This window comes from Streptomyces sp. NPDC043176 (genome assembly GCF_056436715.1).
In genome coordinates this window covers 96282-121730 of the sequence record NZ_JBWKCA010000024.1, presented here as the reverse complement: position 1 = coordinate 121730, position 25449 = coordinate 96282, and the positions used below count along the sequence as shown (strand labels likewise).

General features: G+C 72.0%; 19 protein-coding genes and 2 pseudogenes. 6 read left to right on the top strand and 15 right to left on the bottom strand.

Features of this window, described 5'->3' with window-relative positions; all coding sequences use genetic code 11:
- Nucleotides 1-246 (top strand): DUF8189 domain-containing protein (locus AC067A_RS31065; protein WP_479246087.1); only part of this gene is annotated, 246 nt, incomplete at its 5' end.
- A 130-nt stretch (nucleotides 247-376) separates the two neighbouring features.
- Here the strand turns inward: AC067A_RS31065 and AC067A_RS31060 are convergent.
- The 3 genes from AC067A_RS31060 to AC067A_RS31050 all read right to left on the bottom strand — a co-directional run bounded on the left by AC067A_RS31060 (nucleotide 377) and on the right by AC067A_RS31050 (nucleotide 5085).
- Complete coding sequence (locus tag AC067A_RS31060; RefSeq protein ID WP_479246085.1) at nucleotides 377-1453, bottom strand: alpha/beta hydrolase; 1077 nt, start codon at nucleotides 1451-1453, stop codon at nucleotides 377-379.
- Between the two features lie 114 nt (nucleotides 1454-1567).
- Nucleotides 1568-4051, bottom strand: coding sequence for a penicillin acylase family protein (locus AC067A_RS31055; RefSeq protein ID WP_479246083.1), 2484 nt, complete (start codon nucleotides 4049-4051; stop codon nucleotides 1568-1570).
- A 224-nt stretch (nucleotides 4052-4275) separates the two neighbouring features.
- Nucleotides 4276-5085, bottom strand: a complete 810-nt coding sequence (locus AC067A_RS31050) for an FHA domain-containing protein (RefSeq protein ID WP_479246082.1) — start codon at nucleotides 5083-5085, stop codon at nucleotides 4276-4278.
- A 268-nt stretch (nucleotides 5086-5353) separates the two neighbouring features.
- Here AC067A_RS31050 and AC067A_RS31045 point away from each other — a divergent pair.
- Nucleotides 5354-5502 (top strand): annotated as a pseudogene (locus AC067A_RS31045) (IS5/IS1182 family transposase); the annotation flags it as partial.
- Between the two features lie 308 nt (nucleotides 5503-5810).
- Complete coding sequence (locus tag AC067A_RS31040) at nucleotides 5811-6719, top strand: DUF4436 family protein (RefSeq protein ID WP_479246080.1); 909 nt, start codon at nucleotides 5811-5813, stop codon at nucleotides 6717-6719.
- Between the two features lie 152 nt (nucleotides 6720-6871).
- Here the strand turns inward: AC067A_RS31040 and AC067A_RS31035 are convergent, their stop codons facing one another.
- The 9 genes from AC067A_RS31035 to AC067A_RS30995 all read right to left on the bottom strand — a co-directional run bounded on the left by AC067A_RS31035 (nucleotide 6872) and on the right by AC067A_RS30995 (nucleotide 17892).
- Nucleotides 6872-8536 carry an alpha/beta fold hydrolase gene (locus AC067A_RS31035; RefSeq protein ID WP_479246079.1) on the bottom strand — a complete coding sequence of 555 codons (1665 nt, stop codon included), beginning with the start codon at nucleotides 8534-8536 and terminating at the stop codon, nucleotides 6872-6874.
- The gene (locus AC067A_RS31030; protein WP_479246078.1) at nucleotides 8533-9894 is read right to left on the bottom strand and encodes an alpha/beta fold hydrolase; all 1362 of its coding nucleotides are present in this window, start codon (nucleotides 9892-9894) and stop codon (nucleotides 8533-8535) included. The genes AC067A_RS31035 and AC067A_RS31030 overlap by 4 nt, the downstream gene beginning before the upstream one ends.
- A 1256-nt stretch (nucleotides 9895-11150) precedes the next feature.
- The gene (gene ruvB / locus AC067A_RS31025) at nucleotides 11151-12383 is read right to left on the bottom strand and encodes a Holliday junction branch migration DNA helicase RuvB (RefSeq protein ID WP_479246077.1); all 1233 of its coding nucleotides are present in this window, start codon (nucleotides 12381-12383) and stop codon (nucleotides 11151-11153) included.
- Nucleotides 12384-12427: 44 nt separating this feature from the next.
- Nucleotides 12428-13597, bottom strand: a complete 1170-nt coding sequence (recA, locus tag AC067A_RS31020; protein ID WP_479246075.1) for a recombinase RecA — start codon at nucleotides 13595-13597, stop codon at nucleotides 12428-12430.
- Nucleotides 13598-13663: 66 nt separating this feature from the next.
- Entirely contained in the window at nucleotides 13664-14167 is a 504-nt protein-coding gene (locus AC067A_RS31015; protein ID WP_479246073.1) for a single-stranded DNA-binding protein, read from the bottom strand.
- 222 nt (nucleotides 14168-14389) lie between these two features.
- Entirely contained in the window at nucleotides 14390-15175 is a 786-nt protein-coding gene (locus tag AC067A_RS31010; protein ID WP_479246072.1) for a zinc finger domain-containing protein, read from the bottom strand.
- The gene (locus AC067A_RS31005; protein ID WP_479246070.1) at nucleotides 15172-15687 is read right to left on the bottom strand and encodes a hypothetical protein; all 516 of its coding nucleotides are present in this window, start codon (nucleotides 15685-15687) and stop codon (nucleotides 15172-15174) included. The genes AC067A_RS31010 and AC067A_RS31005 overlap by 4 nt, the downstream gene beginning before the upstream one ends.
- The gene (locus AC067A_RS31000) at nucleotides 15684-16676 is read right to left on the bottom strand and encodes an ATP-binding protein (RefSeq protein WP_479246069.1); all 993 of its coding nucleotides are present in this window, start codon (nucleotides 16674-16676) and stop codon (nucleotides 15684-15686) included. Before AC067A_RS31000 ends, AC067A_RS31005 begins: the two co-directional genes overlap by 4 nt.
- A 259-nt stretch (nucleotides 16677-16935) precedes the next feature.
- Nucleotides 16936-17892, bottom strand: a complete 957-nt coding sequence (locus AC067A_RS30995; RefSeq protein WP_479246067.1) for a RecB family exonuclease — start codon at nucleotides 17890-17892, stop codon at nucleotides 16936-16938.
- Nucleotides 17893-19185: 1293 nt separating this feature from the next.
- On the opposite strand from AC067A_RS30995, the gene AC067A_RS30990 reads away from it, so the two are divergent.
- Nucleotides 19186-19479 carry a hypothetical protein gene (locus tag AC067A_RS30990; protein WP_479246065.1) on the top strand — a complete coding sequence of 98 codons (294 nt, stop codon included), beginning with the start codon at nucleotides 19186-19188 and terminating at the stop codon, nucleotides 19477-19479.
- Nucleotides 19480-19499: 20 nt separating this feature from the next.
- Here the strand turns inward: AC067A_RS30990 and AC067A_RS30985 are convergent.
- The 3 genes and pseudogenes from AC067A_RS30985 to AC067A_RS30975 all read right to left on the bottom strand — a co-directional run.
- Nucleotides 19500-19868, bottom strand: a pseudogene (locus tag AC067A_RS30985) (transposase family protein); the annotation flags it as partial.
- A gap of 152 nt (nucleotides 19869-20020) precedes the next feature.
- On the bottom strand, nucleotides 20021-20758 hold the full coding sequence (locus tag AC067A_RS30980) for a dienelactone hydrolase family protein (RefSeq protein WP_479246063.1): 738 nt from the start codon (nucleotides 20756-20758) through the stop codon (nucleotides 20021-20023).
- A gap of 944 nt (nucleotides 20759-21702) precedes the next feature.
- Complete coding sequence (locus AC067A_RS30975; protein ID WP_479246061.1) at nucleotides 21703-22206, bottom strand: hemerythrin domain-containing protein; 504 nt, start codon at nucleotides 22204-22206, stop codon at nucleotides 21703-21705.
- 595 nt (nucleotides 22207-22801) lie between these two features.
- Here AC067A_RS30975 and AC067A_RS30970 point away from each other — a divergent pair.
- On the top strand, nucleotides 22802-23038 hold the full coding sequence (locus AC067A_RS30970) for a hypothetical protein (RefSeq protein WP_479246096.1): 237 nt from the start codon (nucleotides 22802-22804) through the stop codon (nucleotides 23036-23038).
- A 418-nt stretch (nucleotides 23039-23456) separates the two neighbouring features.
- Nucleotides 23457-25418, top strand: coding sequence for an acyl-CoA dehydrogenase family protein (locus AC067A_RS30965; protein WP_479246059.1), 1962 nt, complete (start codon nucleotides 23457-23459; stop codon nucleotides 25416-25418).
- Nucleotides 25419-25449: the final 31 nt, after the last annotated feature.

Below are 25449 nucleotides of genomic sequence, written 5' to 3'. Positions count from 1 at the left end.
GTCGAGGTCTTCGCGATCAACGCCACCACCGCGAGCCACGCCTGGCAGACCGGCCCCAACGCCCCGTACACCGCCTGGGAGGACTTCGGCGGCGGCGGCACCGAGATCGGCGCGGCCCACAACGCCGACGGTCGCATCGAGGTCTTCGGCACCAGCCACGCCGGCGTCTACCACCGCTGGCAGACCGGCTTCTCCGGATGGTCTGCGTGGGGCTGGCTGAACGGCCCGGGCCCGGCGGTGTCCTGACCCCGCCCGACCCCTCTCCGGACAGGCATGCCTTCCGGGCAGGCGTCCCGTCCCGAAAGGGCGCCCGCCGTCGTCCCGCGGACCGCACCAGCGGCGAGCGGGACGACGGCGGGCGCGCGCACGGTCCGGGTCACGCGGCGAAGGCCCGCTCCAGCCTGGGGATCAGGTCGAGCAGGGACTGTGCCCAGCAGCCCGCGCTGTGCGAGCCGTCGCACTGGGTGCCCCAGCCGGATCCGTCGCCGTAGTTGACGTAGTAGTACGGCATGCCGAGGGCGTCCATGCGGGCCTTGACGTTCTTGGACGCGCCCGAGACCCAGAACTCCATGTCGAGGGGCGAACCGCCGCCGTCGCCCGTGTAGATCGAGATCCCGATGCCCTTGAGCCGGTCCATGTGCTGCGACGGGTCGACCTCGTTCCACCGCCGGTCGACGTTGAACACCGGGTAGGGCGAGCCGAACAGGGCGTCGCTGTCCACGCCGGGCTTGTACGCCGAGTTGTTCGGGTCGCAGTAGCCGGACGACGAGGCGCACATCGCGCCCAGCGCGTCGGTGACGGAGGCGACGACGGCCATGCGCAGGTCCATCGAGTTGGCCGACAGATCGATGTCGCCCGACAGGGACGCCGTCTGGCCGAAGAGGTCGGGGCGTGCCTGGGCGTAGTGGAAGGCCCCGAAACCGCCCATGGAGACGCCGGCGACGGCCCTGGACTTCTTGGCGGCGATGGTGCGCAGGTTCGCGTCGACGAACGGGATCACCTGGTTGAGGTGGAAGTTCTCCCAGTTCTGTGCGCCGAGCACGGTGTTCTGGTTGAGCCAGTTGGCGTACCAGCTCCGGGCGCCGCCGTCCGGGATGACGGTGATCATCTCGTCCGACATGGAGAGCGCCGGGTAGGTCTGTCCGATCGGGTCGTCGGGCGACCCGTGCAGGAAGTACAGGACCGGGTAGCGCCTCGCCGGGTCGTCGTAGTAGCCGCGCGGGAGAATGATCTTGATGTGCTGTTCGCCCGCGACCTGGGGCGTGGCGACCGTCAGGTAGAAGTCGTGGGCGGATCCCACGGGTGCGGCGACCTGGGTCAGGCCGAAGCCGTCCGTCAGCTTCGGCGGGGTCGTGTCGTCGGCGGCCCGTGCCGAACCGACCGGTGCGACGACCGCCACGACGGCGACCGTCCACGCCACCACCGTTCTCCACCAGCGCGATGTCCTCGTCACAACGTTCCTCTCCTTCGTGAAGGGTTGCGCCGTACGGGCCTCGCCGTACGGACGTCGTCGTACGTGCCGTGTCGTGCGGCGGGGCCCGCCGTCCGGGCCCCGGCCGCACGGGGTTCAGTCCAGGACCACGACGCGCAGGTCCGGCGCGGCCGCGATCTGTTCCTCGGTGAACCGCTCGGTCACCCATCCGCCCGCCGAGAACAACTTCGTCTGGTCGGTGTGGTGCGGCGAGTTCGGGTTCGCCGACTGGGAGTAGGCCAGGACGGAGTACGTCTCCGGCGGCCCCTCGGCCGTGAAGCGCACCTGCTGGACGAAGCTGGACCCGAAGACGATGTCCGGCTTCCCGTCCACCTGGCCGGGTTCGATCACGTTCAGCACGCCCAGAGCGCCGAACGAGCCGTGGATCGGGATCCGCTCCCCGGCGCGGGTGATCTTCTGGACGTCCGACAGGGCCGCGTTCAGCGGGACGCTGGCCTTGCGCAGCGCGAAGACGGCCCGGGCGAGGGAGTCGCGGACGGCGGAGCTGCCGCCGTCCAGCGAGTTGGGCGTGTGCACCGGGTCCTTGGGATCGAAGGGCACCCGCCAGGGCAGCTTGTCGATCCGCTGCGAACCCTGCAGGTAGTGCCAGTAGTTCGCGAACAGCCAGGACCCGCGGCTGTCCGCGGTGAAGTCGTGGCTCTTCCAGCCCGCCAGGATCGGACACGCCTCCCGGATGTCGACCAGGTTGCCGTCCACCAGGACGAGTCCGAAGGCGACGCCCTGGCACGCCGTGACCGTGGTGTCGATGGTGAGGTCGGCCGCCCTGCTGTTGTCCGCGAACAGCAGCCGCCCCATGGTCTGGGGGGTGAAGCCCCTGCCGGGCAGGCCGTCGGTGCCGTCGATCCGCTTCTGCGCGGTGAGGATCAGCTCCTGCGTGCGCAGCGACCTGGGCGTCGCCGTGTCGCCCATGATCCGGGGGAAGGACAGCGGCTGCGCCGGGTTGGCCAGCCAGGGGCTGTCGTTGGCGTTGCCGACGAAGTCCGTTCGGATCAGGCGTGGTTGCTGCCGGGGGTCGAGCAGTCCGGGTGCGGCCGCGTTCGGGTCGTCGGGCCAGTCGCACGCGCTGCGCTTGCCGTCGAGGATGGAGACCGGCGGCACGTTCGACAGGGCCAGGGTCTGGTGGAACAGCAGCTTGCCGGTCTCGGTCAGGCAGGACTGCGCGTGCGCGTCCGTGACGTTCGGGACGGCCTGGATGTCCGCGTACAGCGCGTTCCCCCGCCGGTCGGAGGCGACCGTGTTGAAGAAGGGAACGCCCTGTGTGGTCTCCAGGACGTCCACGACGTCGTGGACGTCCCTGGCCCGGTCCAGGCCGAACCAGGTGTTGAGCGCCCGCAGGTTGTCCATGTTCACGTCGCGTACCGCGTGCGCGCTGATCACCCAGGGCAGGGGGTAGCCGAGGACCGACGTGGTGACCGGACCGTAGCGGGTGGCCCACAGTGTCCTGGTGACCTGGCCGATCGTGCCGTCGTCGTTCCGCACGTCGACGGAGACCCGCTGCGAGGTCATCCGCTCCCAGGCGCCGTCGACCAGGTACATGGTCGGGTTCAGCGGATCCACCTGCACGTCGAACAGTCCGAAGGGCGCCACCGTGGCGACCGTGTGGCTCCAGGCGACGTCGTCGTTGTGCCCGATGTTCACCGCCGGGAGTCCGAGGAGGCTGGCGCCGGAGACGTTGACCTTCCCCGGGATGGTCAGGTGGCTCTGCCACATCCGGTTCTTGCCGTGCCACGGGAAGTGCGGGTTGGCGAGCAGCATGCTCGTACCGCCGGAGACGCCCTGCGAGCCGACCGCCAGCGCGTTGCTGCCCATGCCCTGCCGCCGGCTCGCCGCCAGCAGCTCGCCGATCCTCTTCGCGGTCGTCCGCGCGGACCTCGTCCGCTCCGCCGGTGACGGTGCCGCGGTGGCCGTGGAGCCCGCGGTGGCCGACGCCCCGGGCGGTGCGGCGGTGACCTGGCCGTCGAGCAGCACGTCGGCGCTGCCCATGATGATCTCGGCGTGTGCGTGCCGGTAGACGTCCGTCTCGGTGATCGGCCGCACCCAGTCCGCGCCCCGGCAGGCCGGGTCGGTGAGGTTGTCCACGCCCGTCTCCGCCAGGTACCTGTTGTAGCCCTGGACGTAGCCGCTGATCGCCTCCTTGACCTCCGGCTCCGGCCCGTCGGGCGCGGGCCGGCCCAGCAGCCGTTCCACCACGCCGTTGTCCTTGATGCGCTGGAAGTACAGGTCGCTGTTGAGGTTGGTCGTGGTGTTCTGGTTCTGACCGGGACTCGTCCTGCCGCCGGGTCCCAGGTACCGGGACCTCTCGGCGTTGACCATCAGATAGGTGTCGGCCAGCGTGCAGATGTTGTCCTTGGCCGCCGCGTATCCGTAGCCGGTTCCCAGCCCCCGCCAGTCGGAGGCGATGATGTGCGGAATCCCGTACTCGGTGTAGCGGATCGTCGGACTCTCCGGCCCCGTCCCCGCCGCGCGGGCCGGCGCCCCGGCGACCGCCGTGGTGCTCAGCACCGCGACCGCGGCCAGGACCGCCCCCGGCAGTCTCGCCCTGAATCCTCTCCAGGCCATCGAACCGTCCCTCCCTGTGATGCGCGCCGTCGTGGAACGCGGCCACGCTAGGGAGGGGCGATGAAATCCCGATGGCCCGACCGACCCCGCACGACCGGCCCTGCACGACCAGCCCTGCCCGAGCGGCCCTGTTCGAGCGGCCCGGCCAACAGGCCCTGCCCGAGCGGCCCTGCCCAACAGGCCCTGCCCGACCGGCAGGACGCCTCCGGGCCCGGGCCCCGGGCTCAGTGCCCGGTCTGCCGGTCCCGCCCGCCGGTGGCGGTCACGGGCGGCAGCAGGGCGAGGTGGTCCTCCCGTACGAGCCCGAAGCGGAGCGCGAGCCCGACGATCTCCTCCCGCTTGCCGTTGCGCCGCTCGCCCTTGCCCGGATCGCGGCTGCCCCCGGCGCCGATGCGGAGCTTCTCCTCGGCCAGGTAGTCGATGTGCGAGCTGATCGCACGCGCCGTCAGGGCGGCGCATCCGGTGTGGGCACGGAGCCGCTCGACGATCTGCGGGGTGGTGGGTACGGCGACGCGGGACTGGTCCCGCAGCCGCGGCTCGCAGAGGGCGACGAGGACGAGGAAGTACGTGGCGGTCTCGTCCAGGGAGTACGCGGTGACCGTACGGCTCCCCCACGGCCCGCCCATGGCATCGGGGTCGAGGTACACGTGGTCGGGCGCGAACACCTGGAAGGACACGGGGCTCTCGCCCCGGGTGGGCAGCACGACCCGCGCGAACTCGAAGGGAACGGGCGCCCCCACCCGGCGGGGCGGCACCCTCAGGTACTCCCCCGCCCCCTCCGGGTTCTCCACCAGATAGCTGTGGGTGCTGCTGTGGTTCGTCAGCTGCCAGTGGTCGTCCGTCACCCGGATCTCCCCGGCGAGCCGCGAGATCGCCGCGTCGGCGAGCCGGAGCTCGACCGGAGTGGTCCGCGAACCGCGCCCGAAGCGGGCCACCTCGCCGGGCCCCAACCGCAACGTCACCGCCTCGGCACCCCCCTCGTCGCCGTCGGCTCCCCCACTGCCCCGCGGCACATGAACGACCACGCCGCTCATCGCTCCCCCGTTCCAAGACGCCCCGCCGGCCGGACGAGCGGAACGATACCCATCCCCCGCGCCCAGGACGGGTTATTGGAATCTTTTTCCGGTTTTCATGAAGACGGAGCCGAAAGTCACCACTCCGATCGAGGAGTGGCTTCGTGAGGTGAGCCCCGCGAGGCCGGGGTCGAGGTCCTGCCGGCTCTGGCCGAGCGGGAGAAGCCCGGGGGTCGCTTCACGAAGTGACCGAGGCGGCGCGGGCAGCCTTTTCGGTCACTCTCCCGCCGACCGGCGAGGCCTGCGCCGATGGCTCCGCAAGCGGGGCATCCGCCACCGCATCGCCCGCAAGGGCGTCGAGTCCTCCCAGCGGCTGGGCCGCCATCGCCGGGGGGGGGCGAGAGAACCGTGCCCTGGCTGGCGGGCTGCCGAAGACTCCACCGCCGCTGGACCGCGTTCATGCGCCCTCGCGCACTCGTCCGAGGACATGAAGAGAAAGAGCTCGTACGGACGCGCCGGCCGGGCTTCGGCCGGTCACTCCGTCGGCACGGCCCTTGAGCCTCCACCTCCGGGGTAACGAGCCGTCGAACACCTAGAGTAGGTGTCCGCTCTCGAAGAGTCGCCTAACGCACCGTCATGCCGGTCGGGGGACCCCCGTGCCCCTCACACGCCGCGCGGGCGAAAGGTCCGCTCCCGATGCCGGGCGGGACCCGTCCCTTCGCCCTTCTCACCTCGTCGGAGTCACCATGGCCCCGCCCCCGCGCCTGCCCCACCCACGTCGCACACGTCGTTTCGGGGCATCGATCCTGCCGATCCTGATTCCCCTTGCGGTCCTGATCCTGGTGGCGGTGTCCGTGGGGTCGCGGCTGCAGTTCTCCGAGCGGCAGGCGAACGACACGGTCCACACGGTCGGGCCCCGAGCCGCCGACCGGGTGGACGTGGAGGCCACCGTCCAGAGCGTCGACGCCGCGGCCAGAGAGCTCGTCCTGCGGGTCCGGGTCACACCGCGCGGAGCTCTCGGCGAGGAGGAGGGGACAGCCCCGGTGGCCGATCTCAGCCTCCAGACCTCCGTGGCGACCCTCAGCGACCTGACGTTCCGGGCGCACGAGCGGCTCGCACCCAAGGACGTGCAGGTCGCGCTCACGGGCGGGTCGATCGGCGACTACCCGTTCGACACCTACGAGACCGACATCGAGTTCTGGGCCCTGCTGGGAGGCAAGGAGGTGCCGGTGCGGCTGCTCTTCTCCAACAACGCCACCCTCTTCTCCATCTCCACGACGCCCCCGGCCTCCGGACAGGAGGCCGTCGTGGGGCTGAGCCTGTCCCGATCGGCCAGTCTGCTCGTCTTCACCGTCTTCATGATGGTCGTGATGTGGGCGCTGGCGGCGTCCGTACTGCTCGGGGCCTGGTACCTGACGACCCGTGGCGAGGGCCTGGTCTGGCCGGCCCTCGCCTGGATGGCCGCCACGTTGTTCGCTCTCGCGGCGTTCCGGAACACCGCCCCCGGCACACCCCCGATCGGCTGCGTGATGGACTGGTTCGCCTTCCTGTGGGCCGAGACCGTCATCGCCCTGTGCCTGATCACCGTGGTCACCACTGGCATCCGCTCCGCGCTCCGCGCCACCCTCCAGTCGGACGGCACCCCCCTCGCCTAGGCGTCGTCGATCACGGTCCACGGCGGCGCTCGCCGAGACCGGCGCGGCCGGGTCGCCGGCGTCCTGGGCGGGCGCGGTCGTCGGAAGGCCCGGCCCGTCCCCCGGTGGGAGGGATCGGGCCGGGCCGGGTCGGTTCCGGAGGCGGCCGGCTTCTACGGCCCGATCTCGAACACGGGCGGCTGGAGACCCGCGAGGCATCCCGTGTTCGGCGCGGTCGGGGTGTCGAAGAACGAGCGGGTGATCGTCTGCGCACACGACGAGTCGGCGAAGACCACGTGGGCGACGTAGGGGATGGTGACCGCGGTGGACCGGCTCAGCGTGCGGGCGGCGTACGGCCCGCTGCTCGGGGCGGTCTGGGCGTCGAATCCGCCGGACAGAACGAGGGTCGGGATGTCGCTGCGCGTCACCTCGCGGATCGAGGGCGGCGCCGCGGGGATGTCCCAGGCACGGCAGTCCGCGTGCATCCAGGTGAGGAGCGGCGCGTTGACCAGCACCGAGCGGGGGAACGACGGGAACAGGCGCCGCCCTGCACGGAGTACGTCGCCCTCGCTCTCGTACGGTGTCCACTCACTGCAGAAGACACCGAAGGCGAGCCCGTGGGAAAGCCTTCCGATGGCCTGCGGACTGAGCTTCCCCCCCGCCCACTGCTCGGCGATCCGCCGCGGGTTGCCGTGGGCCAGTTCGTCGATGGAGCGGGGTACTCCGGCCGCCAGGTGGCTGGCGAAGGTCAGCCAGTTCACCAGGACTCCGCCGTCCAGCACGACCTTCACCGGCTCCGGGTGGCCCGGGACGGTGACGGTGGTGGTGACCGGTCGGGCCTCGAGTTCACCGACGAGGCGCTCGAAGGTGGCCTTGAGGTTCGGATAGCGGGTGTTGCAGGCGGCCTGTTGCGCGCATGCCTTGAAAATGCCGTCGAAGCCCTCTCGTGCGGCCTTCCAGGTGACGGCCCCTCCGGCCAGGGACGGCGGCAGGACGCCGTCGATGCCGACCGATCGGATGCCCTTCGGGTGCAGGCGCATGTACTGGAGCGCCAGGTCGGTGCCGTAGGAGATGCCGAACACGTTCCACTGCCTGATGCCCAGTGCCCTGCGCAGGCCGTCGTAGTCGGCGGAGCTCTCGATGCCGTTGTAGGCGCTGAGGTCGGCCCCGCGGCCCACCAGCCGGTCGCGGCATTTCCGCGTCTCCTCGACGTGCAGGCGCCCGGTGGACGGCGCACCGAACACGAGATCGAGGGCGCGCACGTTGAACTCGTCGACGTTCGGGCAGGTGAGCTGCGGGTCGGCCGAGTAGGTCCCGCGCTGGGACATGAAGATCACGTCGCGGTCGCGGTTCAGGCCGCCGGCGAGCGCCATCGGGATCTCGGAGACCGCGTCGTCGCCGGGCCCGCCGGCGAGCCACACGATCGGGTCGGCCGCCGGTCTGCTGGTGGCCGCGGGGATGATCGCGACCGCCAGGGTGATCTTGCGCCCCGGGTGTCCCGGGTGTCCCGGGTGCTCCTGGTGCTCCTGGTGCCACTGCTGCCCGTCGTGCCCTTGGTGCCCCTCGTGCCGGGAGCGCTTCTCGGGCACGGTGAGCGTTCCGCAGTGCGCCTGTTCGAGGGCGGGAATCGGGTCCGCCGTCCTCGGGCAGGGGCCCGGCTCGAAGCGGGCGTCGCCCGCCGTCCGGGCGATGGTGCCGAGCGGCGCCGCGGCGCCGGACTCGGCCTGTGCGGGCATCGCGGCGAGGCCGACGACGAGGGCACCGGCCGTGGCCCCGGCCAGCGTGGCCGCGAGCCGGCGCGACGCGCGCCGGTGGCGGGGTGGGCAGAGGGACGTCATGTTCTCTCCGGGTCAGGGGTGATGGTGAACGGTGCCCGTGCGAGTCCTGCCACGCAGCCGGTGTCGGGCGCGGTCGGGCGCGCGAGGAAGGAGGCCAGGACGCTTTGCGCGCAGGGCGACTGGGGGACCACGAAGTGACCGATCCCGGGAATCTGCACGGCGGTCGAGCGGGGCAGGGTGCGGCCCGCGTACGGTCCCCAGCTCGCCCCCGTCTTCGCGTCGAACGTCCCGGTGATGATCAGCGTCGGCACCTTGCTGAAGGTGGCCACCCGCTGGATCGCGGTGCGGTCCGGGACGTTCCAGACACGGCAGAGGTCGTGCTCGAAGGGAAGCTGCGGTGCGTGGGCGAGCACCGTGTCCGGCCACCCGGGGAAGGCCCGGCGTCCCGCCTCCAGGAGGTCGGACTTCGAATAGCCCGGCACCCACTCGGCGCAGGCCACCGAATGCGTGAGGCCGTAGCCGAACTCACCGGTGGCGGGCGTCGCACCGGCGGCTTGCACCTGTGCGAGGCGCTCCGGATTCCCGCGGGCGAGTTCGTCGAGTGCCGCGGGGACGTCGACGGCCGGCAGGGCGCCGCCGTCGGCGACCAGCAGGTTCACCAGCGTGCCCCCGTCGAGAACGACCTTCACCGGGTTCCCGCCCCCCGGCGGCCGCACCGTCAGCCTCAGGGGGTTCGCCTCAAGGCGCCGGACCTGTTCCGTCAGCGTGCGCGAGAGGTCCGGGTAGCGGCTCTTGCAGCGGGGCTGGGCCTCGCACGCCGCGAAGATCGAGTTGATCCCCTCCTGAGCGCTGTCCCAGGCCCAGGGCAGGCTCACGATCTGCGGGGGCACGACCGAGTCGATGGCCACCGAGCGGATCCCCCGGGGGTGCCGGCGCAGGTAGGTGAGGGCCAGATCGGTGCCGTAGGAGTAGCCGTAGACGTTCCACTTCCTGATGCCCAGCGCCTTGCGCAGGTCGGCGAAGTCGGCGGCGTTCTCGGTGGTGTTGTAGGCGCTGAGCCGGATTCCGTCGGCCGTCAGACGGTCCCGGCACTCCTTCGCCGCGCGCACCAGGAGCCGTCCGGTCGAGGGTGCGTCGTAGGGCAGCCCGACGGCTTTCGCGGTGAACCGGTCGATCTCCGGGCAGGCGAGGTGCGGCTGCGAGTAGGGGCCGCCACGCTGGGTCATGACGATCAGGTCGCGGTCCTGGTTCACGCGGGAGGCGATCAGGAAGGGAATGGCGCCGATCGGGTCGCCGCCGGGGCCTCCTTCCATGAAGACCACCGGGTCCTCGGCCGGCTTCTTCGACGTGGCCGCGATGACGGCGACGGCCAGCTTGATGGTCCGCCCCCCGCCGCGGTGGGTTCGGCTCTCGGGCACTTCCAGGACCCCGCACCGTCCGGGGATCGGCTCCGGTGCCTCCGGGCAGGGGCCCGGCACGAACCGCGCCGGACCTCCGGGGTGGGGCCCGGTGACGGGCGGGGGCCCGGCGCTGCTCGGTGTCGGGCCGGCCGCGCCCAGGAGTGCCAGACCGGCCGCGGCGAGCGCCACTCCCGTGCGCGCGCCCCGGAAGCGTCGCCGCGTGTACCGGTGTTCCCCCCGTTTCCGTGCGAACCTGCCGCTCCCCCGAACGGACGACAGGCGGCCCGTTCTGATGCCCTGTTCCGTCATGTGGTCCCGTCTCTTCTCCGTGGTTGACCGTGCCGGCCGTCCCGGCTGGGAAGATGCCGTCCGGCTCCGTCGCCGCCGCATGGTTCGGGCGCGCGCCGCCATGGGCCAGCCTGCGTTCGGGGCCGGAGGTCCACCACTGGTGGGCTCCACTCGGAGCAGCCGGGCAGCACGGCGGCCGGTGGTCCGGCAGGTGACGTCGGCAGGGGCTGAGGGTCGTAGCGAGGGGCGGCGGCATTCGCCCCGGGGGGTGACGAACGGCGGCACGACACGAGAGGTGTGGGCCGCGCGCCATGAGGACACCTCGGCGAGATCCGGACCATGCGCGGACCACGGCCCTTCGGAAAGCGGCACGGGCGCTTGTTCCCGCTGCTCAGCCGGAGTGCGACGCGTGTACCGCCGGCCCTGGGCGAGGGCACGGTTGACGGTGCGCTGGGTGAGGGCGGGTCCACCACCGGGTGGGCGTGCGGGTCCGGTCCGGCGAGCGGGCCGGTGACGGCGGTGCCTGTGGCGTTGCGGATCTCATCTCGGCCTCACCGGCATCACTCGATCAGTGGCCCCGCTGGGAACGCCCGCTGTCGCGGTCGTGAGGCAGGAGCCGGAAGACGCGGCCGGCCTCCACGTGGGCGTGCGGCGGTGAGGCCCGGTCTCCTTCGCGATCTCCGACAGGCTCGTCGTCCCGGACTCGAACAGCCCTCAGAAGCGCCGAAGTTGCCTCCGTCGTCGTGGGCCGAGAGCACGGTCGGCCGCCCTCCGCCACCCTTCACAGACCGGCGGCACACTGCCCACGCTCCATCCGCGGTACGTGAGCAAGTGGGCACGGCCATCCCGTACGTGACCGGGCACGGCCATCCCGTACGTGACCGGGCACGTTCATCCCCGTACGGGACCGGGCACGTTCACGGGTACGCCGACACAGCGGCAGGACGGCCGGTGCTTGGCGGTTTTCGTACGGACAGCCATGGGTCTCACGGGGGCGGGGGCCGGTGCCGGGGTGCGGCCGGGGAGGTGGTCCGCACGGTGCGGCCTCCGGGCGGGCCGTCCGGTCCGGAATCGCCACTCCGGTGAAGTCCCGGGGACGCGGCCCAGGACGGCCGGGACGGCTCGGGCGGCGGTACGAGCCCGAAGTGGGCCCAGGCGGCGGGCGTCGCGACCCGCCCCCGGGGCGTCCGGGCCAGCAGTCCCTCCCGGACCAGGAACGGCTCGGCGACCTCCTCCACCGTCTCCCGGTCCTCCCCCACGGCGACCGCGAGGGTGGCCAGACCGACGGGGCCGCCGCCGAACAGCTTCAGCAGGGCGTGCAGCACGGCCCGGTCCAAGCGGTCCAGGCCACGGCAGTCGACCTCGTAGACCCCCAGGGCCGCGGACGCGATCTCGCGGGTGACCACGCCGTCCGCGGTGACCTGGGCGTAGTCCCGCACCCGGCGCAGCAGCCGGTTGGCGATGCGGGGGGTGCCGCGGGAGCGGCCGGCGATCTCGGCGGCGCCGGCCGGGTCGATCTCGACGTCCAGCAGGCCGGCGGACCGGTGGATGACGCGCTGGAGTTCGCCCGGGTCGTAGAACTCCATGTGGGCGGTGAAGCCGAAGCGGTCGCGCAGCGGCGGGAGCAGCAGGCCGGCCCGGACGGTGGCGCCGACGAGGGTGAACGGCGGCAGTTCGAGGGACATGGCGGTCGCGTCGAGGCCGGTGCCGACGACGATGTCGACGCGGAAGTCCTCCATCGCCAGGTAGAGCATCTCCTCGGCGGGCCGGGACATGCGGTGGATCTCGTCGAGGAAGAGGACCTCGCCCCCGGTGAGCGAGGCCAGGACCGCCGCCAGGTCCCCGGGGTGCTGGATGGCGGGGCCGGAGGTGATGCGCAGCGGGGCGCCCATCTCCGCGGCGATGACCATCGCCAGGGTGGTCTTGCCGAGCCCCGGGGCACCGGAGAGCAGCACGTGTTCGGCGGTGGCGCTCCGCTGCCGCGCGGCCCTGAGGACGAGGTCGAGCTGCTCGCGGACCCGTTCCTGGCCGATGAACCCGTCCAGGTCCTTGGGGCGCAACGCCGCCTCGGCGGCCCGGCCCTCGCCGTCGGCGGGAGCTGCGGCCGGCCGGTGGACCGGCTCCGCCGCGGTGGGCCGGCCGGCGGCGGTCCTGCCCGGGGCCGGCGTCTCGTCCCGGGGCGTGGTGGCGTCGGGGAGCGCGGTGCCGCCCCGGTTCACCGGCGTTCGCCTCGCTGCGGGGGGAGGGAGCGGCGGGCGGGTCTTCACGGCCCGGCCGGGGTGCCGTCGAGGAGGACGCGGGGGACCGGACCGCTCGGGGCCGACGAGGTCGGCGTGGTGGAGCGCCGACCGGTCGCGACCGAGTCGAACGGCACGGTGCCGGGTGCGGCCACCCGGTTCGCCGTGTCCGCCCAGGGCTCCGCCGCCGGGGCCTCCGGCTTCGTCCCGATGCCCAGTTTCTCCCTGATCTTCTTCTCGATCTCGTCGGCGAGGTCGGGGTTGTCCTTCAGGAAGTTGCGGGCGTTCTCCTTGCCCTGGCCGAGCCGGTCGCCCTCGTACGTGTACCAGGTACCGGACTTGCGGACCAGGCCTTGCTGGACGCCCAGGTCGATCAACTCGCCCTCGCGGCTGATGCCCAGGCCGTAGAGGATGTCGAACTCGGCCTGCCTGAACGGCGGGGCGACCTTGTTCTTGGCCACCTTGACGCGGGTGCGGTTGCCCACCGGCTCGGTGCCGTCCTTGAGGGTCTCGATCCGGCGGATGTCCAGGCGGACCGAGGCGTAGAACTTCAGCGCCCGGCCGCCAGGAGTGGTCTCCGGCGAGCCGAAGATCACACCGATCTTCTCGCGCAGCTGGTTGATGAAGACCATCGTGGTTCCGGAGTGGCTCAGCGCGCCGGCGATCTTCCGGAGGGCCTGGCTCATCAGCCGGGCCTGCAGGCCGACGTGCGGGTCGCCCATCTCGCCCTCGATCTCCGCGCGCGGCACCAGCGCGGCGACGGAGTCGACGACGATGAGGTCCAGGGCGCCGGAGTGGATGAGGGTGTCGGCGATCTGCAGGGCCTGTTCGCCGTTGTCCGGCTGGCAGACCAGCAGGGCGTCGGTGTCGACGCCGAGCCGCCTGGCGTACTCGAGGTCGAGGCCGTACTCGGCGTCGATGAACGCCACGATCCTGCCCGCCTTCTGGGCGTTGGCCATGGCGTGCAGGGCCAGGGTCGTCTTGCCGGAGGACTCCGGGCCGTAGATCTCCACCACGCGGCCGCGCGGCAGGCCACCGACGCCGAGGGCGAGATCCAGGGCGATCGAGCCGGTGGGGATGGCCTCGATCGGGACCCCCGCCTCATCGCCCAGGCGCATCACCGAGCCCGCGCCGAACCGTTTTTCGATCTGGGCGAGGGCGAGTTCGAGCGCTTCCTCGCGGTCCTGTTCCTTCATGGGGTCCGCCTCGGATGGGTGCGGTGCGGTGTGGGGTCGCGGCCGGCGCACGGGTGCGCCGGCCCGTCAGAAGGGCTCCGTCTCCTCGCGGGGGGCACGTCGTCCGCCCTCGGCGGGGACCGGCCGCTCGTGGCCGTCGGGCCGGGTGACCAGGTCCTCCGCGGGAGGACGGGGGCCGCCGCGGGAACCGGCGGGGACGCCGGTGTGCGGGGGTTTGGTGATCATCGCGGCGACGAACCGCAGCGACGGGCCGATCTCGTCGGCCTCCAGTTCGATGACGGTCCGCCTCTCGCCCTCCCGGGTCTCGTACGTCCGCTGGCGCAGCCGCCCCTGGACGATGACGCGGGTGCCGCGGGTCAGGGACTCGGCGGCGTGCTCCGCCTCCTGTCGCCAGACCGAGCAGCGCAGGAACAGCGTCTCGGCGTCCCGCCATTCGTTGCTCTGCCGGTCGAAGGTGCGGGGCGTGGACGCGACGGTGAAGTGCGCGACCGTGTCGCCGGACGGGGTGAGGCGCAGCTCGGGGTCGTCGGTCAGGTTGCCGACGACGGTGATGACGGTTTCACCGGCCATGGCGGCTTTCCTCTCGTGCGACGGGTGATTCCTCACCCATGCCTGTTCGAGTTCGACGGGCAGCCTCGTACCGGTGGTGACGGTGCCCGGAGGGGAGGCTGCGCCGCTCCGGCCGGGTGTGAGGGGTGGGCTGGGCGGCGCGGGTCTCCAGGGGAGTCGCGGTGGCGAGGGATGACGGGGCTCCGGTACGGCGGTCCTTCGTCGAATCGGGGATCATCGGGTTCACCTCGTTTCCCCCTCCTGCCTCGGCCCGGGCTCGGCGAGCCCGGCTGCGATGAGCCGTGCCTGGTGGGCGGGGGCTCTCCTCAGCGGGATGCCGAGCCGGGGGACGGTGCAGGGACGGCCTGCGGCGGCCCCGCACCAGGGGCAGGGCACGCGGAGGGAGCGGACGCGCGGGTCGCGCTTCGAGCCGGCGGGGTGGGAGGGCGGACCGACCGGGGCGGCGGGTATGCGCTCGACTCGCTGCCCCGAGGCGATCGCGGTCACCAGCGCGAGGAGTTCCGCACGATAACGGCGCGGGTCGTCGGGGTCGCTGTCCGGGAGCGGCAGCGGGTTGCGGGCGAGCCGCTCCTCCCGGATCGCGCGCACCTCGGCGCGGATGTCGGCGGCGGCGATACGGGACCGTTCCCTGCCCAGCCGGGTCACGGCCGCCCCCACATCGGCGACGTCCAGGTCGGCGAGCAGCAGGTGCCAGGCGTCCGTCGTGGTCTCCTCCTCCAGGTGCATCGACGGGCACATCGCCGCGACCAGGGCGACGAGCTGGGCCGTCTCGACCGGCAGCATTCGCTCTTCCCTTCCGCGGGGGAACGTCCCGGCCGACGCCGGTGCGCCGCTTCCCGCCGCATCCGCCGGCTGCTGGTACACGTACAGGACGGCCCCGCAGGCGCACCGCAGCCGCTTGTCGTCCTCGAACGTCCAGCGGCCGCAATCGAGGTGATCGGCTTGGGAGACCAGGAACCACACCGTGCCGAGCGGGTCCCGGTCGGGGCGGGCGATGACGGCGGTCATGGATCCTCGCCACCCTTGAGGGGGAGCAGACGGCTCAGGTCGAGCGTGCCGGTGTGCCAGGCGCGGGCGATCCGTTCCCGCCCACCGGGCAGGGGGCGCAGGCTGAACGACCGCGGTTCGGGGGTCGACAGCACACCCAGCCCCGGGATCGCCTCACCGGTGTACGGGTCGGCGACCGGGTCGCGACAGCTCAGCCGGGCGAGGAATTGCCGCTGCCAGCCGGGGCGCACCCGGACCAGCGTCTCCACCTCGCCGGGGTGGTTGTCGGCCACCCAGGCGGTGAAGGCCTCCTCGTCGGCGACCACGACCGCCGGTTTGGGGTCGACGAGGGTGAGGGTGGCGACCGGTGTGTCGTCCGGCAGGGCCACCCGGACCGACTTCAGGTTCAGCTCGGCGCGGGCCGCGCGCAGCTCCTCGAGGACCTCGTGGCGCTCGGCCTGGTACTCGGCTTCGACGGCGTCGCGCAGCACCCGGAGCACGGCGACCCGGGTGGCGTGCTCCTTGAGGCTCATGCGGACTTGGCCTTCCGCTCGGTCCCGTTCTCGCGCTTGGTCCCGTTCTCCCGCTCGGTCCCGTTCTCCCGCTTGGTCCCGGCCCCGGCCTCGACGTCCTCGGCGACCCTGTTCCTCGCCGCCGCGGTGCCGTGGCGCACTATCAACTGGCCGAGCGTGTGGGTCTCCCCGGTGTCGTCCAGGACGGCGGCGCCGAGCAGGTTGTGCCGCCGGACCTCCTCGTACAGCGCGCGCAGCTCGTCGTGGCTGGCGCCCGGCGCGGTGGCCGCCGTGACGTAGTCGGACACGGAGGGGGCGGGCTTGCCGGTCTCCAGCCAGCCGAGGACGGCCTCGGCGAACTCCGGGCCCGGCCTGTGGAGCACCGTCCCGGACAGCAGCTTCGCCCGGGACTTGGAGATCACCAGGGTGTTCTCGTGGTCGAGGTCGCCGACGATGTCGAATTCGTACTCGATGCCCTCCCGCTGCTCGGGCTTGAGCCCGATCTTGCGCGGCACCTTGCGGCCGCGCTCGTCGGCCTCCACGACGTACTCGGTCTTGGTGCGCATGGTGACGATGAGGTGACCGGGGTAGGCGAGCAAGGCGTCGATCATCGCCCGCTCCTGGGGGCGGGCCTCCTTCCAGCCGGCGAAGCTGCCGCCCGCCCCGAGGCGCTTGGCCGCGTTGTCGACCTGCTCCAGCATCCCGCCGGTGCCGGACCAGAAGTGACTCAGGGAATCGACGATCATGACGTCGTAGCCGTCGTGGGCGGCCACTGCGAGCGCGTCGACGAGGGTGGTGGGCTGGAACGTCGTGAGCGGGAGGGTGTCGAAGGCGAACTCGTCGGCGTACTTGGCGGCGCTGCCGTGCTCGGTGTCGATCAGGGCGATCCGCTCGCCGAGCCCGGCGGCGGTGACCAGGGCGGTGTAGGTCTTGCCCGACCCGGTGGGGCCGGCGAGCGCGATACGGGCCTTGGCCTGTTCCTTGGTGGCGGTGGTGAAGGTGAGGTTCACGCCGTTCTCCTGGCGTCTGCGACGGCGGTTCCGGGTGGGCCTGGCCGGTAGGGGACTCGGTCCTCGTCCGGCAGGACGTGCTCCCGGGCGGCCGCTCTCGGATCGAATGTGCATTCGAATTACTGTCTGCACCCACAGTAAGTACCCAAGAGGGAACAATCCACCCTTTTCACCGACAAAAATACAGGAAAGGGAGAAATGTCAGCGGGAAAGCGTATAATGCCTCCCGCACGTGTACGGGTGTCGGACGTCTCCGGCCTCAGCCGACGTCGGCGGCCGGGTGCTCACCCTCCCCCGCGGCCGGGTGCTCACCCTCCTCGGCGGCCGGGTGCTCACCCTCTCCCGCGGCCGGGTCCGTGGCGACGGCCAGGGGATAAGGCGGCGGGGTGCCGCCCCAGGCCGGGCACAGCGCCCGGTGGGGGCACCAGTCGCACAGTCGGCTCGGGCGCGGGAGCCAGTCGCCCGTCCGCGTCGCCCGCCCGATCGCGTCCCACAGCGCCAGCAGCTTGCGCTCCACGGCCCGCAGATCGGCCTCCGCCGGGTCGTAAGTGAGCACGTCCCCGCTGCCCAGGTAGACCAGTTGCAGGCGGCGCGGCACGGTGCCACGCAGCCGCCACAGCACCAGGGCGTAGAACTTCAGCTGGAACAGCGCGTCCGCCGCGTACTCGGGCCGGGGGGCCCGGCCGGTCTTGTAGTCGACGATCCGCACCTCGCCGGTCGGCGCCACGTCCACCCGGTCGACGATCCCGCGCAGCCTCAGCCCGGAGTCCAGCGTGATCTTGACGAACAACTCTCGCTCCGCGGGCTCCAGCCGCGACGGGTCCTCCAGGGTGAACCACCGCTCGACCAGGCGCTCCGCCTCCGACAGCCAGCCCGCGAGCCGCTCGCCGTCGAGGTCCTCCGCGAACAGCTCGCCCAGCTCCGGCCGCGCCGCCAGCAGCCGCTCCCACTCGCCCGCCACCATGGCCCGGGCCCGGACGGCCGTGCGCTCCGCCGCCGGGACGTCGAAGAGCCGCTCCAGCACCGCGTGCACCAGCGTGCCCCGAGCCGCCGCCGCATTCGGCTTCTCCGGCAGCCGGTCGATCACCCGGAGCCGGTAGAGCAGCGGGCACTGCATGAAGTCGCCCGCCCGCGACGGCGACAGCGACGACGGCGGCGCGGCGGGCCGGAGTGCTGCGGGCTGGGCCGGTGCGCCGGAGGTGTCGATCGGCTGCACACCCCTGACCTTACGCCGGAGGCCGGCGCACCGCTCCGGCACCGTCCCCGCCTGCGGAGGCAGTGGTCGCGCGCCCACCCCATCGGGGCCGCCGACGCCTTCCGGACCGGACGCCCCGTCGTCGAGCAGATCCTCTCCACCGGCACCCCCACCGGCTGCCGAACAAGGATCACCCCACGGGTCACCCGTGCCGGGCGGCCCGCCCCGGAATCCACGGCCCGCCCCGCCACCCGCGCAAGCCGCGAGTCGAAGGTGCTGATCCAGGCTGTGCTCGACACCGGCCGGCGTGTCCACGGAGCCCGCAAGATCTGGCGGGAACTGCAGCCGCGGGGCCACGAGGTCGTCCGCTGAAGGGCCGAGCGACTCATGCGCGCACCGGAGAGGGGCCTGTGGCGACGCGGCCGCGAAGGCATCCCGCACCAGCCCGGGCAGCTGCCCCGTGGAGAGCGTGCTCCTCGGTGAGGCCGGCGCGGAGACCGCGTCCCGGCGGACGACCGTGGAGCGGCTGCCGTGCAGGGGCTGCTCGGGCCCGCCCGCGCCGACCGGCGACAGCGTCCTCCGACTGCTGTCGCCTCCGTTGGACACCAGCGCCGGACCCTCTGCCCCGAGGGGATCAGGACCATCGGTTTCCGAACGCCGACGCAAGGCCACTCCTCACGTCGGATCCGCGTCGAGCACGGCATCGCCCACCTGAAGAACCGGCGAGCTCTGGCCCGCCACCACGGCAGCCGCGAGCACAGGGCGGCCACCTTTCAGCCGTCACCTCAGCAGACCGCCCCTGAGGGCGGGGAGGCTCCGCGTCGCACCCGTGCCCGGGAGCCCCTCGCCGTACTTCCCGACGTGACGGCCAAAGCCCGGTGGCTTCACGCCCGGAGCAGTCGCACGAGTGGACCGAAGCGCACGAGCACCACGTCCCCGGTGACGACCGTCCCAGCCGTCACAGGTCGTTCCGCCCCCGGGTGTCAGGCGCCCGTTCGCCCGACCGGGCGACCCAGGAGGCCGGCGCCACGCCGTAATCTGCCACCCGCTCACACAACGAGGTACCGGCGTGCCCGAAGCTCGTAGGGCCGCCCGGCCAGCCGGGAGCTGAGCTCCATGCGCGTGAGAACGTACTTCCGTGCCCGCGCCCATGTCGTGCCATAGGCCGATGGGTCCACGTAGTTGCCGGCCCGGTTCCGGAACAGCCGACCCTCTTGCGCCGTGCCGTCTTGGCCCCAGCGGCCTTTCCGTCCAGCTTGCGGCACAGGGCGTCCAGGCTCTGTCCGGTGGATCATGAGGCCATAGGATCTGACCGTGATCGATCTCCAGATCCGAAGCGAGAACGGCACGATCGAGGCCAGCGCGAAGCACGGTGTGGTCTGGGGTCCCGAACTGGCTGGTCTTGATCAGTCGGTGTTTCCCATGCTGGGACACCTGCTGCCGTACGCGGACACCGTTTTCAACCACCGGCAGGTGTCCACCCTGCTGGAGGAGGTACCGCGGCTGCCTGCAGGCGTGCTGACTGATGAGTTCGCGAGCGAGTTGATCGAGCCGGGTCAGGTGGTTCTCGACGGACAGGGCCTGTACCTGTGGTTCCTCGGGGACTGAGACTGCAGGCCGGCTCGGCCCCGGAGCCATAACCGGACAGCCGCGGTGGTGACGGTGCCGTGGAAGACGTAGGGCCTCTTGTCGTAGCGGGTGGCGACGGCCCGGGAGTTCTTGAGCCGGTTGACCGTCCGCTCGACTTCGTTGCGGCGTTTGCAGATGTCGCTGTCGAAGCCGGTGGGCCGGCCGCCCCCACTGCCGCGGCGTTTGCGGTTGGCCCGTTGGTCCTTCGGTTCGGGGATGGCGTGTTTGATCCGGCGTCTTCGCAGGTAGCGCCGGTTCCGACGTGAGCTGCATGCCTTGCCGCCGCCCACGTGGTCCGCTCGGGTGCGAGGGCGGCCGCCCTGGGGCCGGGAGCCCCGCCGCAGGCCAGGCTGATCGCCGTGGGGTCCTGTCGCGGTAAATCCGGTATTTACTGAGGCAGTTGTGAATACGCCTCCGCATTCGAACTTCCGCCCGCATGCAATTCCGCTGTGCGGACTTGAGGGGAGGGGGTGTCGGTGCCCGACGCCGACCGTGCCTGGCGACAGCATGTTCGCCTGGGTCATGCCTCCAGGTCCTCCGTCACGGGCAGGCACTCGGCGAGCAGGTCGACGACGTCGCGCCAGGCTCGTTGCGCGTGCCGTGGGTGGTAGCCGACGCCGGGCACCACGGGGTGGTCGACCGGCGGGTGGTGGAAGGCGTGCAAGGCGCCGCCGTAGACCGTGAGGCGCCAGTCGACGCCTGCGGCCTGCATCTCAGCGGTGAACGCGTTCCGTTGCGCGGGCGGCATGATCGGGTCTTCCGATCCGACCCCGGCCCACACCGGGCAGCGAATGCGCGCCGCCTCGCCCGGTCGGCCCGTGGTCAGTGCGTTGACTGTCCCGATCGCGCGCAGGCTGACGCCGTCGCGCCCGAGTTCCAGTCCGACGGCTCCCCCGGTGCCGTAGCCGACGGCGGCGATCCGGTCGGGGTCGGTCCGCGGTTCGGTGCGCAACACGTCGAGCGCCGCGTGGCCGATGCCGCGCATCCGGTCGGGATCAGCGAGCAGCGGCAGACAACGGGCCAGCATCTCCTCGGGGTCACCTAGGTAGCGCCCGCCGTGAAGGTCGAAGGCCAGTGCCACGTATCCCAGTTCGGCGAGAGCGTCGGCCCGGCGGCGCTCGACGTCGCTGAGCCCCGTGCCCTCTGGTCCGAGCAGCACCGCGGGCCGGCGGTCTACACCGGCCGGGAGCGCGAGATGCCCGATCATCGTCAAACCGTCGGCCGGATACTCGACCGTACGCGTCGTGATCGTCGTCATGAGACTGGACTGTAGTGATCGTCGGGGCCGGCCCGGCCGGTGTTCTGCCGCCGGCAGAACAGCGCGGGTATCCCTCTGAAACGCGGCGAGGGTTCACAAGAACCGCCACCAACCCCGCCCCCACGGCAGCGCTGTCGGATCACTCACCCAGGCCACGGCGTTGGAGGCCGACCCTCGCGGCAGGATTCCGGGATATACCGGCCCGCTCCCGTGATGGGCGTCACCAGCTGGTCCATCTCACGGTTCGGCCGGCCTGGCCGAGTCCGGCGGCGGCTTTCGTGCTGAGACGGCCGAGGTTCCCACGCGTATCGGGTGACCTGCGCCGTCAGCGACCTCGTGGCGTGAGGCGCCCTCACACCCGGGGCGGTGGTGGTGGCCCGGCTCGGGTGGGGCTGTCTCTGTGTGCGGCGGGCGCCGTAGAAGACCTGCCTCGTGCGGCGGGCGCCGTAGAAGACCTGCCTCGTGGGGCGGGCGTCGTAGAGGACCTGCCTCCAGGAGACGACCTCAAGCCTGCGGCGCAGCGGGCGCGACGTCCGCGCAGGCGTCCCCCGAGGCAGGCGTCCCCCGCGCCCCGGTCCCGGCTCTGTGTGCCGGTGCGGACCGGGATCGGGGCGATCGGCCGGGGTGGGGCGGCTGCGGGTCGTTCGTCATGCCGATGGCGGTGTCGGTGTCGCGGGTGGTGGAGCGTCCTGTCCAGTTCCGGCGGGGGTCCGGGGGTGAGCCGGCGGCCCGGCACGGAGCCGCCGTGGCGGACGGATGGGACGTTCGGGGCGAGGCAACCGCGTACGCATTGCTGTCATCGACGGTCCCGGGCGCAGCAAGGAGGCCCGGCACTACGCCGCGCGGGCGGCCCTTCGGAGACGGCAGTCCGCCGGGGCCGCCGCCCTGGACGGAACGCGTACCGGCAGGCCGCAAACCGCTCGGCTGAGGCGGGTCGGCTCCTGTCAGCGGTCGCCGACGATGGCCCGGACGTTCTCGATGCTGCCGCAGTCCGACTCCAGCTGCCTCCGGCGCTCCTTCAGGAACGCGGCGCCCAGCTCGGCCCTACGCTCGTCGGGGACGTTCTCCCGGGCTCCGTTGAGGATCGTCCTCTCCTCCTCGTCCACGTGGTGGGAGACTGCCTTGACCAGATCCTCCAGCTTCGAGTCCCACTCCTCCGAGCCGACCTCGTCGACCTCCATCAGCGCCAGCAGCGCTTCGTTGCCCTCCTCGTGCTCCTCCACCCCGTGCTCGACCTCTTCGTCGTCCACGTTCCTGAAGCGCTTCAGCGCTCCGTAGACCTCGGCCTCCTCTGCCTCGGCGTGGGCGATGAGCAACGCGGAGAACTTCTTCAGCGCTCCCGCGCGGTCGGCCTCCACGCTCCGCATCTGCCGGAACAGTTCCTCCATGGTCCGGTGATCCTTGAGGATCACCGCTACCACGTCCTGTTCCTCCAGTTCCTCGGCCATGGCACTACCTCCTCGAGTCGGGGTCCTCGTCATTTGGTGCGTGCTCGCTCGCGGCCGGTTGAAACCTGGCTCCGACCCGTCGCCGGCCAGGACGGGTGGCCCGCTTCCGGAACACGGACAGCACCGTCACGCGGCGACCCGGGCGCCACCGGTCCGCCGCTCCCCTTGCCCGGGGCGACGTGCGCCACGGGACGGCCCGCCAGGACACGTCCGACCGAGAGATCCGCCTGCCCTGAACAGTCAGCCGGGCATTACGGTGGGTCACGAAGATCTCCGGTGCGGTGAAGCCTGGACACCTTCATCGCACCGGAGGTCCTGGCCATGAGCAAGACCAGCCGGCGTTGACAACGCTCGTGATCAATACACCTGGCAGCCCCGCTCGGGAGCCCACCCCGATGCTCCGGAGAGGACGTCTCGGTCCGAACACTCGCGTATGCCGCTGTTTCCCTACGGGGCCGGGTGCGCGCCTCGAACCGAACGGGTCGGGTCGGGTCGGGTCGGGTCGGGTCGGGTCGGGTCGGGTCGGGTCGGGTCGGGTCGGGTCGGGTCTAGCCTGACGGCACTGCACGTCGTGAAGGAGGTTGCGGTGTTTGTCATGCCCGGACGGCGGACGTCGACGATGGCCGCCCTGCCGAGCGCCGTCGTCGTGGACGTCGGACGACTGCTCGACACCTCCCGCCCGGGCCATCGATGGGCCGTGGTGGAAGCCAACATGGCCTGGTTCTCCCACGCGTACGCCGCTGACCCGACGCGAGTGCTGGACGTGGTGATGCAAGCAGCGGGGCCGCGCGACCGGGTGAAACCTGCGGATCTGCCCTTCGTGCGGCACTGAACCCCTCCGGCCTCATGCCCCGCGGAACGGGAGCAGCTCCCGCTTCGTCCGCCTCCTCGTCGCACGACCTCAACCCCCTTTCGGACGGCGGGGCCGCGAGCGCCGGCGCTCGCATCCCTGACCGCGAACCGTCCGTGAAAGGGAACCCGCTCCCCCGGCGCCGCTGCCGCTGCCGCACGAACCGGACGACCGCGCCGAAGGTCCGGCCTCCCCGTCTCCGCCGATGCGCCGGCCGCTCTCGGTGTCGACGCCCGCATCTGCTCGAGTGCGGCGGCGCCCGCGCTGCGGAACCGGCTCGGGGCAGCCCTGCCCGTCCGGGCGGCCCGGCTCCGCGTCACGGGGACCGGGCTCCCGTAGGCTTCGCCTGCTCACATGATCATCGCCGGTTGATCGGCACCGGCCGGGGTAACGGAGGGCCATGGCACCCGACGACACTTCTGCCGCAGCGAGCGGCTACACGCCTCCCGTGATCGACGCCGAAGCCCTGGCGGCCCTTCTCGACAGCGAGTACGCCGGGATCCGAGACCTTGTCCGGACCAATCTGGTGGCCCACTCCTCTGTGCTGGAGGACGCCGAGCGACTCGGCACGGACGCGTTCCGCGAGCGGGTGCGCGACATCGTGGTCGAGATGGCCGGGACCGGCCAGACCGGTATGGGCTTCCCGGCGGCGTACGGGGGCGGCGACGACGTCGGCGCCTCTGTCGCCGCCTTCGAGACCCTCGCTTTCGGTGATCTGTCGGTGCTGGTCAAGGTCGGTGTGCAGTTCGGGCTGTTCGGCGGCGCCATCTTGCACCTGGGTACCGGACGTCACCACGACGCCTACTTGCCGGACCTGGTCGCCGGGCGGCTTCTGGGCTGCTTCGCGATGACCGAGACCGGGCACGGTTCCAACGTCCAGGCGCTCGGGACGGTGGCCCGGTACGACGCCGGGGCCCAGGAGTTCGTCGTCACCACCGAAGGTGACGCTGCCCGCAAGGACTACATCGGGAACGCGGCCTGCCACGCCGAGCTGTCGGTCGTCTTCGCCCAGCTGGAGGTAGGCGGGGAGTCCCGCGGCGTGCACGCGCTCGTCGTGCCGCTCCGGTCCGGGGGAAAGGTCCTGCCGGGCGTCGAGATCGAGGACGACGGCCGCAAGATGGGCCTCAACGGCGTGGACAACGGCCGGATCCGCTTCGGCGGGGTCCGGGTGCCGCGTGAGGCGCTGCTCAACCGCTTCGCCGATGTCACGCCCGAGGGTGCGTACGTCAGTTCCATCGAGAATCCCCACCGCCGCTTCTTCACCATGCTCGGCACGCTCGTCCAGGGCCGGGTCTGTGTCGGCGGCGCCGGGGTGAGCGTCGCCAAGGTCGCCCTCACGCTCGCCGTCAAGTACGGCGTGCGGCGACGTCAGTTCGAGGCCTCGCCGGGTGCCGAGGAGCAGCTCCTGCTCGACTACGGGCTGCACCAGCGTCGGCTGCTGCCGCTGCTCGCCCGCACGTACGCACTGCATTTCGCGCAGGACGTCGTCCGCGGACAGCTGCACGAGGTCTTCTCCGGCCACGAGGACGACCCGCAGGCGCGGCGGCGGTTGGAGTCGCGGGCCGCCGGCACCAAGGCGCTCGGCACCTGGCATGCCACCCGTACGGTGCAGGAGTGCCGCGAGGCATGCGGGGGCGCCGGCTATCTCGCGGTGAACCGCTTCGCCGCGCTCAAGGCCGACAGTGACGTCTTCACCACCTTCGAGGGCGACAACCACGTGCTGCTCCAGCTCGTGGCGAAGGGCCTGCTCACCGACCACGCCAGCGAGTTCGAGGACCTGGACCAGGTCGGCGTGGTCCGCTACGTCACCGGCCTCGCCGTCGAGACCGTCATCGAGAAGGCGTCCGTCCACAAGCTCCTGGAACGGGTCCGCGACCTGCTGCCCGGCGGTGACGAATGGGACCGGGAGGCCGGGCTGCTCGACTCGGAGTACCACCTGGCCATGCTGCGCTACCGCGAGGAGCACATGCTCGCCGGGCTGGCCCGCCGGCTCAAGCGCGGAGCCGACCGGAAACGTGATCCCGGCACCGTCTTCTCGCAGGTGCAGGACCATGTGATCGCGCTCGCCCACGCGCACGTCGAGCGACTGGTGCTGGAAGCGTTCGTCGACGCGATCCGGGCCCTGCCCGACGGCGGCAACAAGGTCGCGCTGGAGCTGCTCTGCGACCTGTTCGCGCTGTCGACGATCGAAGCGGACCGAGCCTGGTTCATGGAGCACGGCCGGCTGACCGTCCAGCGGTCCAAGGCGATCAGCCGCGAGGTGAACGACCTCTGCCGCAAGGTCCGGCCCCTGGCCGTCGACCTGGTCGACGCCTGGAGCATCCCGCCCGAGATGCTGCGGGCGCCGGACCTGCTGGGCTGAGAGCGGGACGGCTTCTGCGGACAGGCCCCTC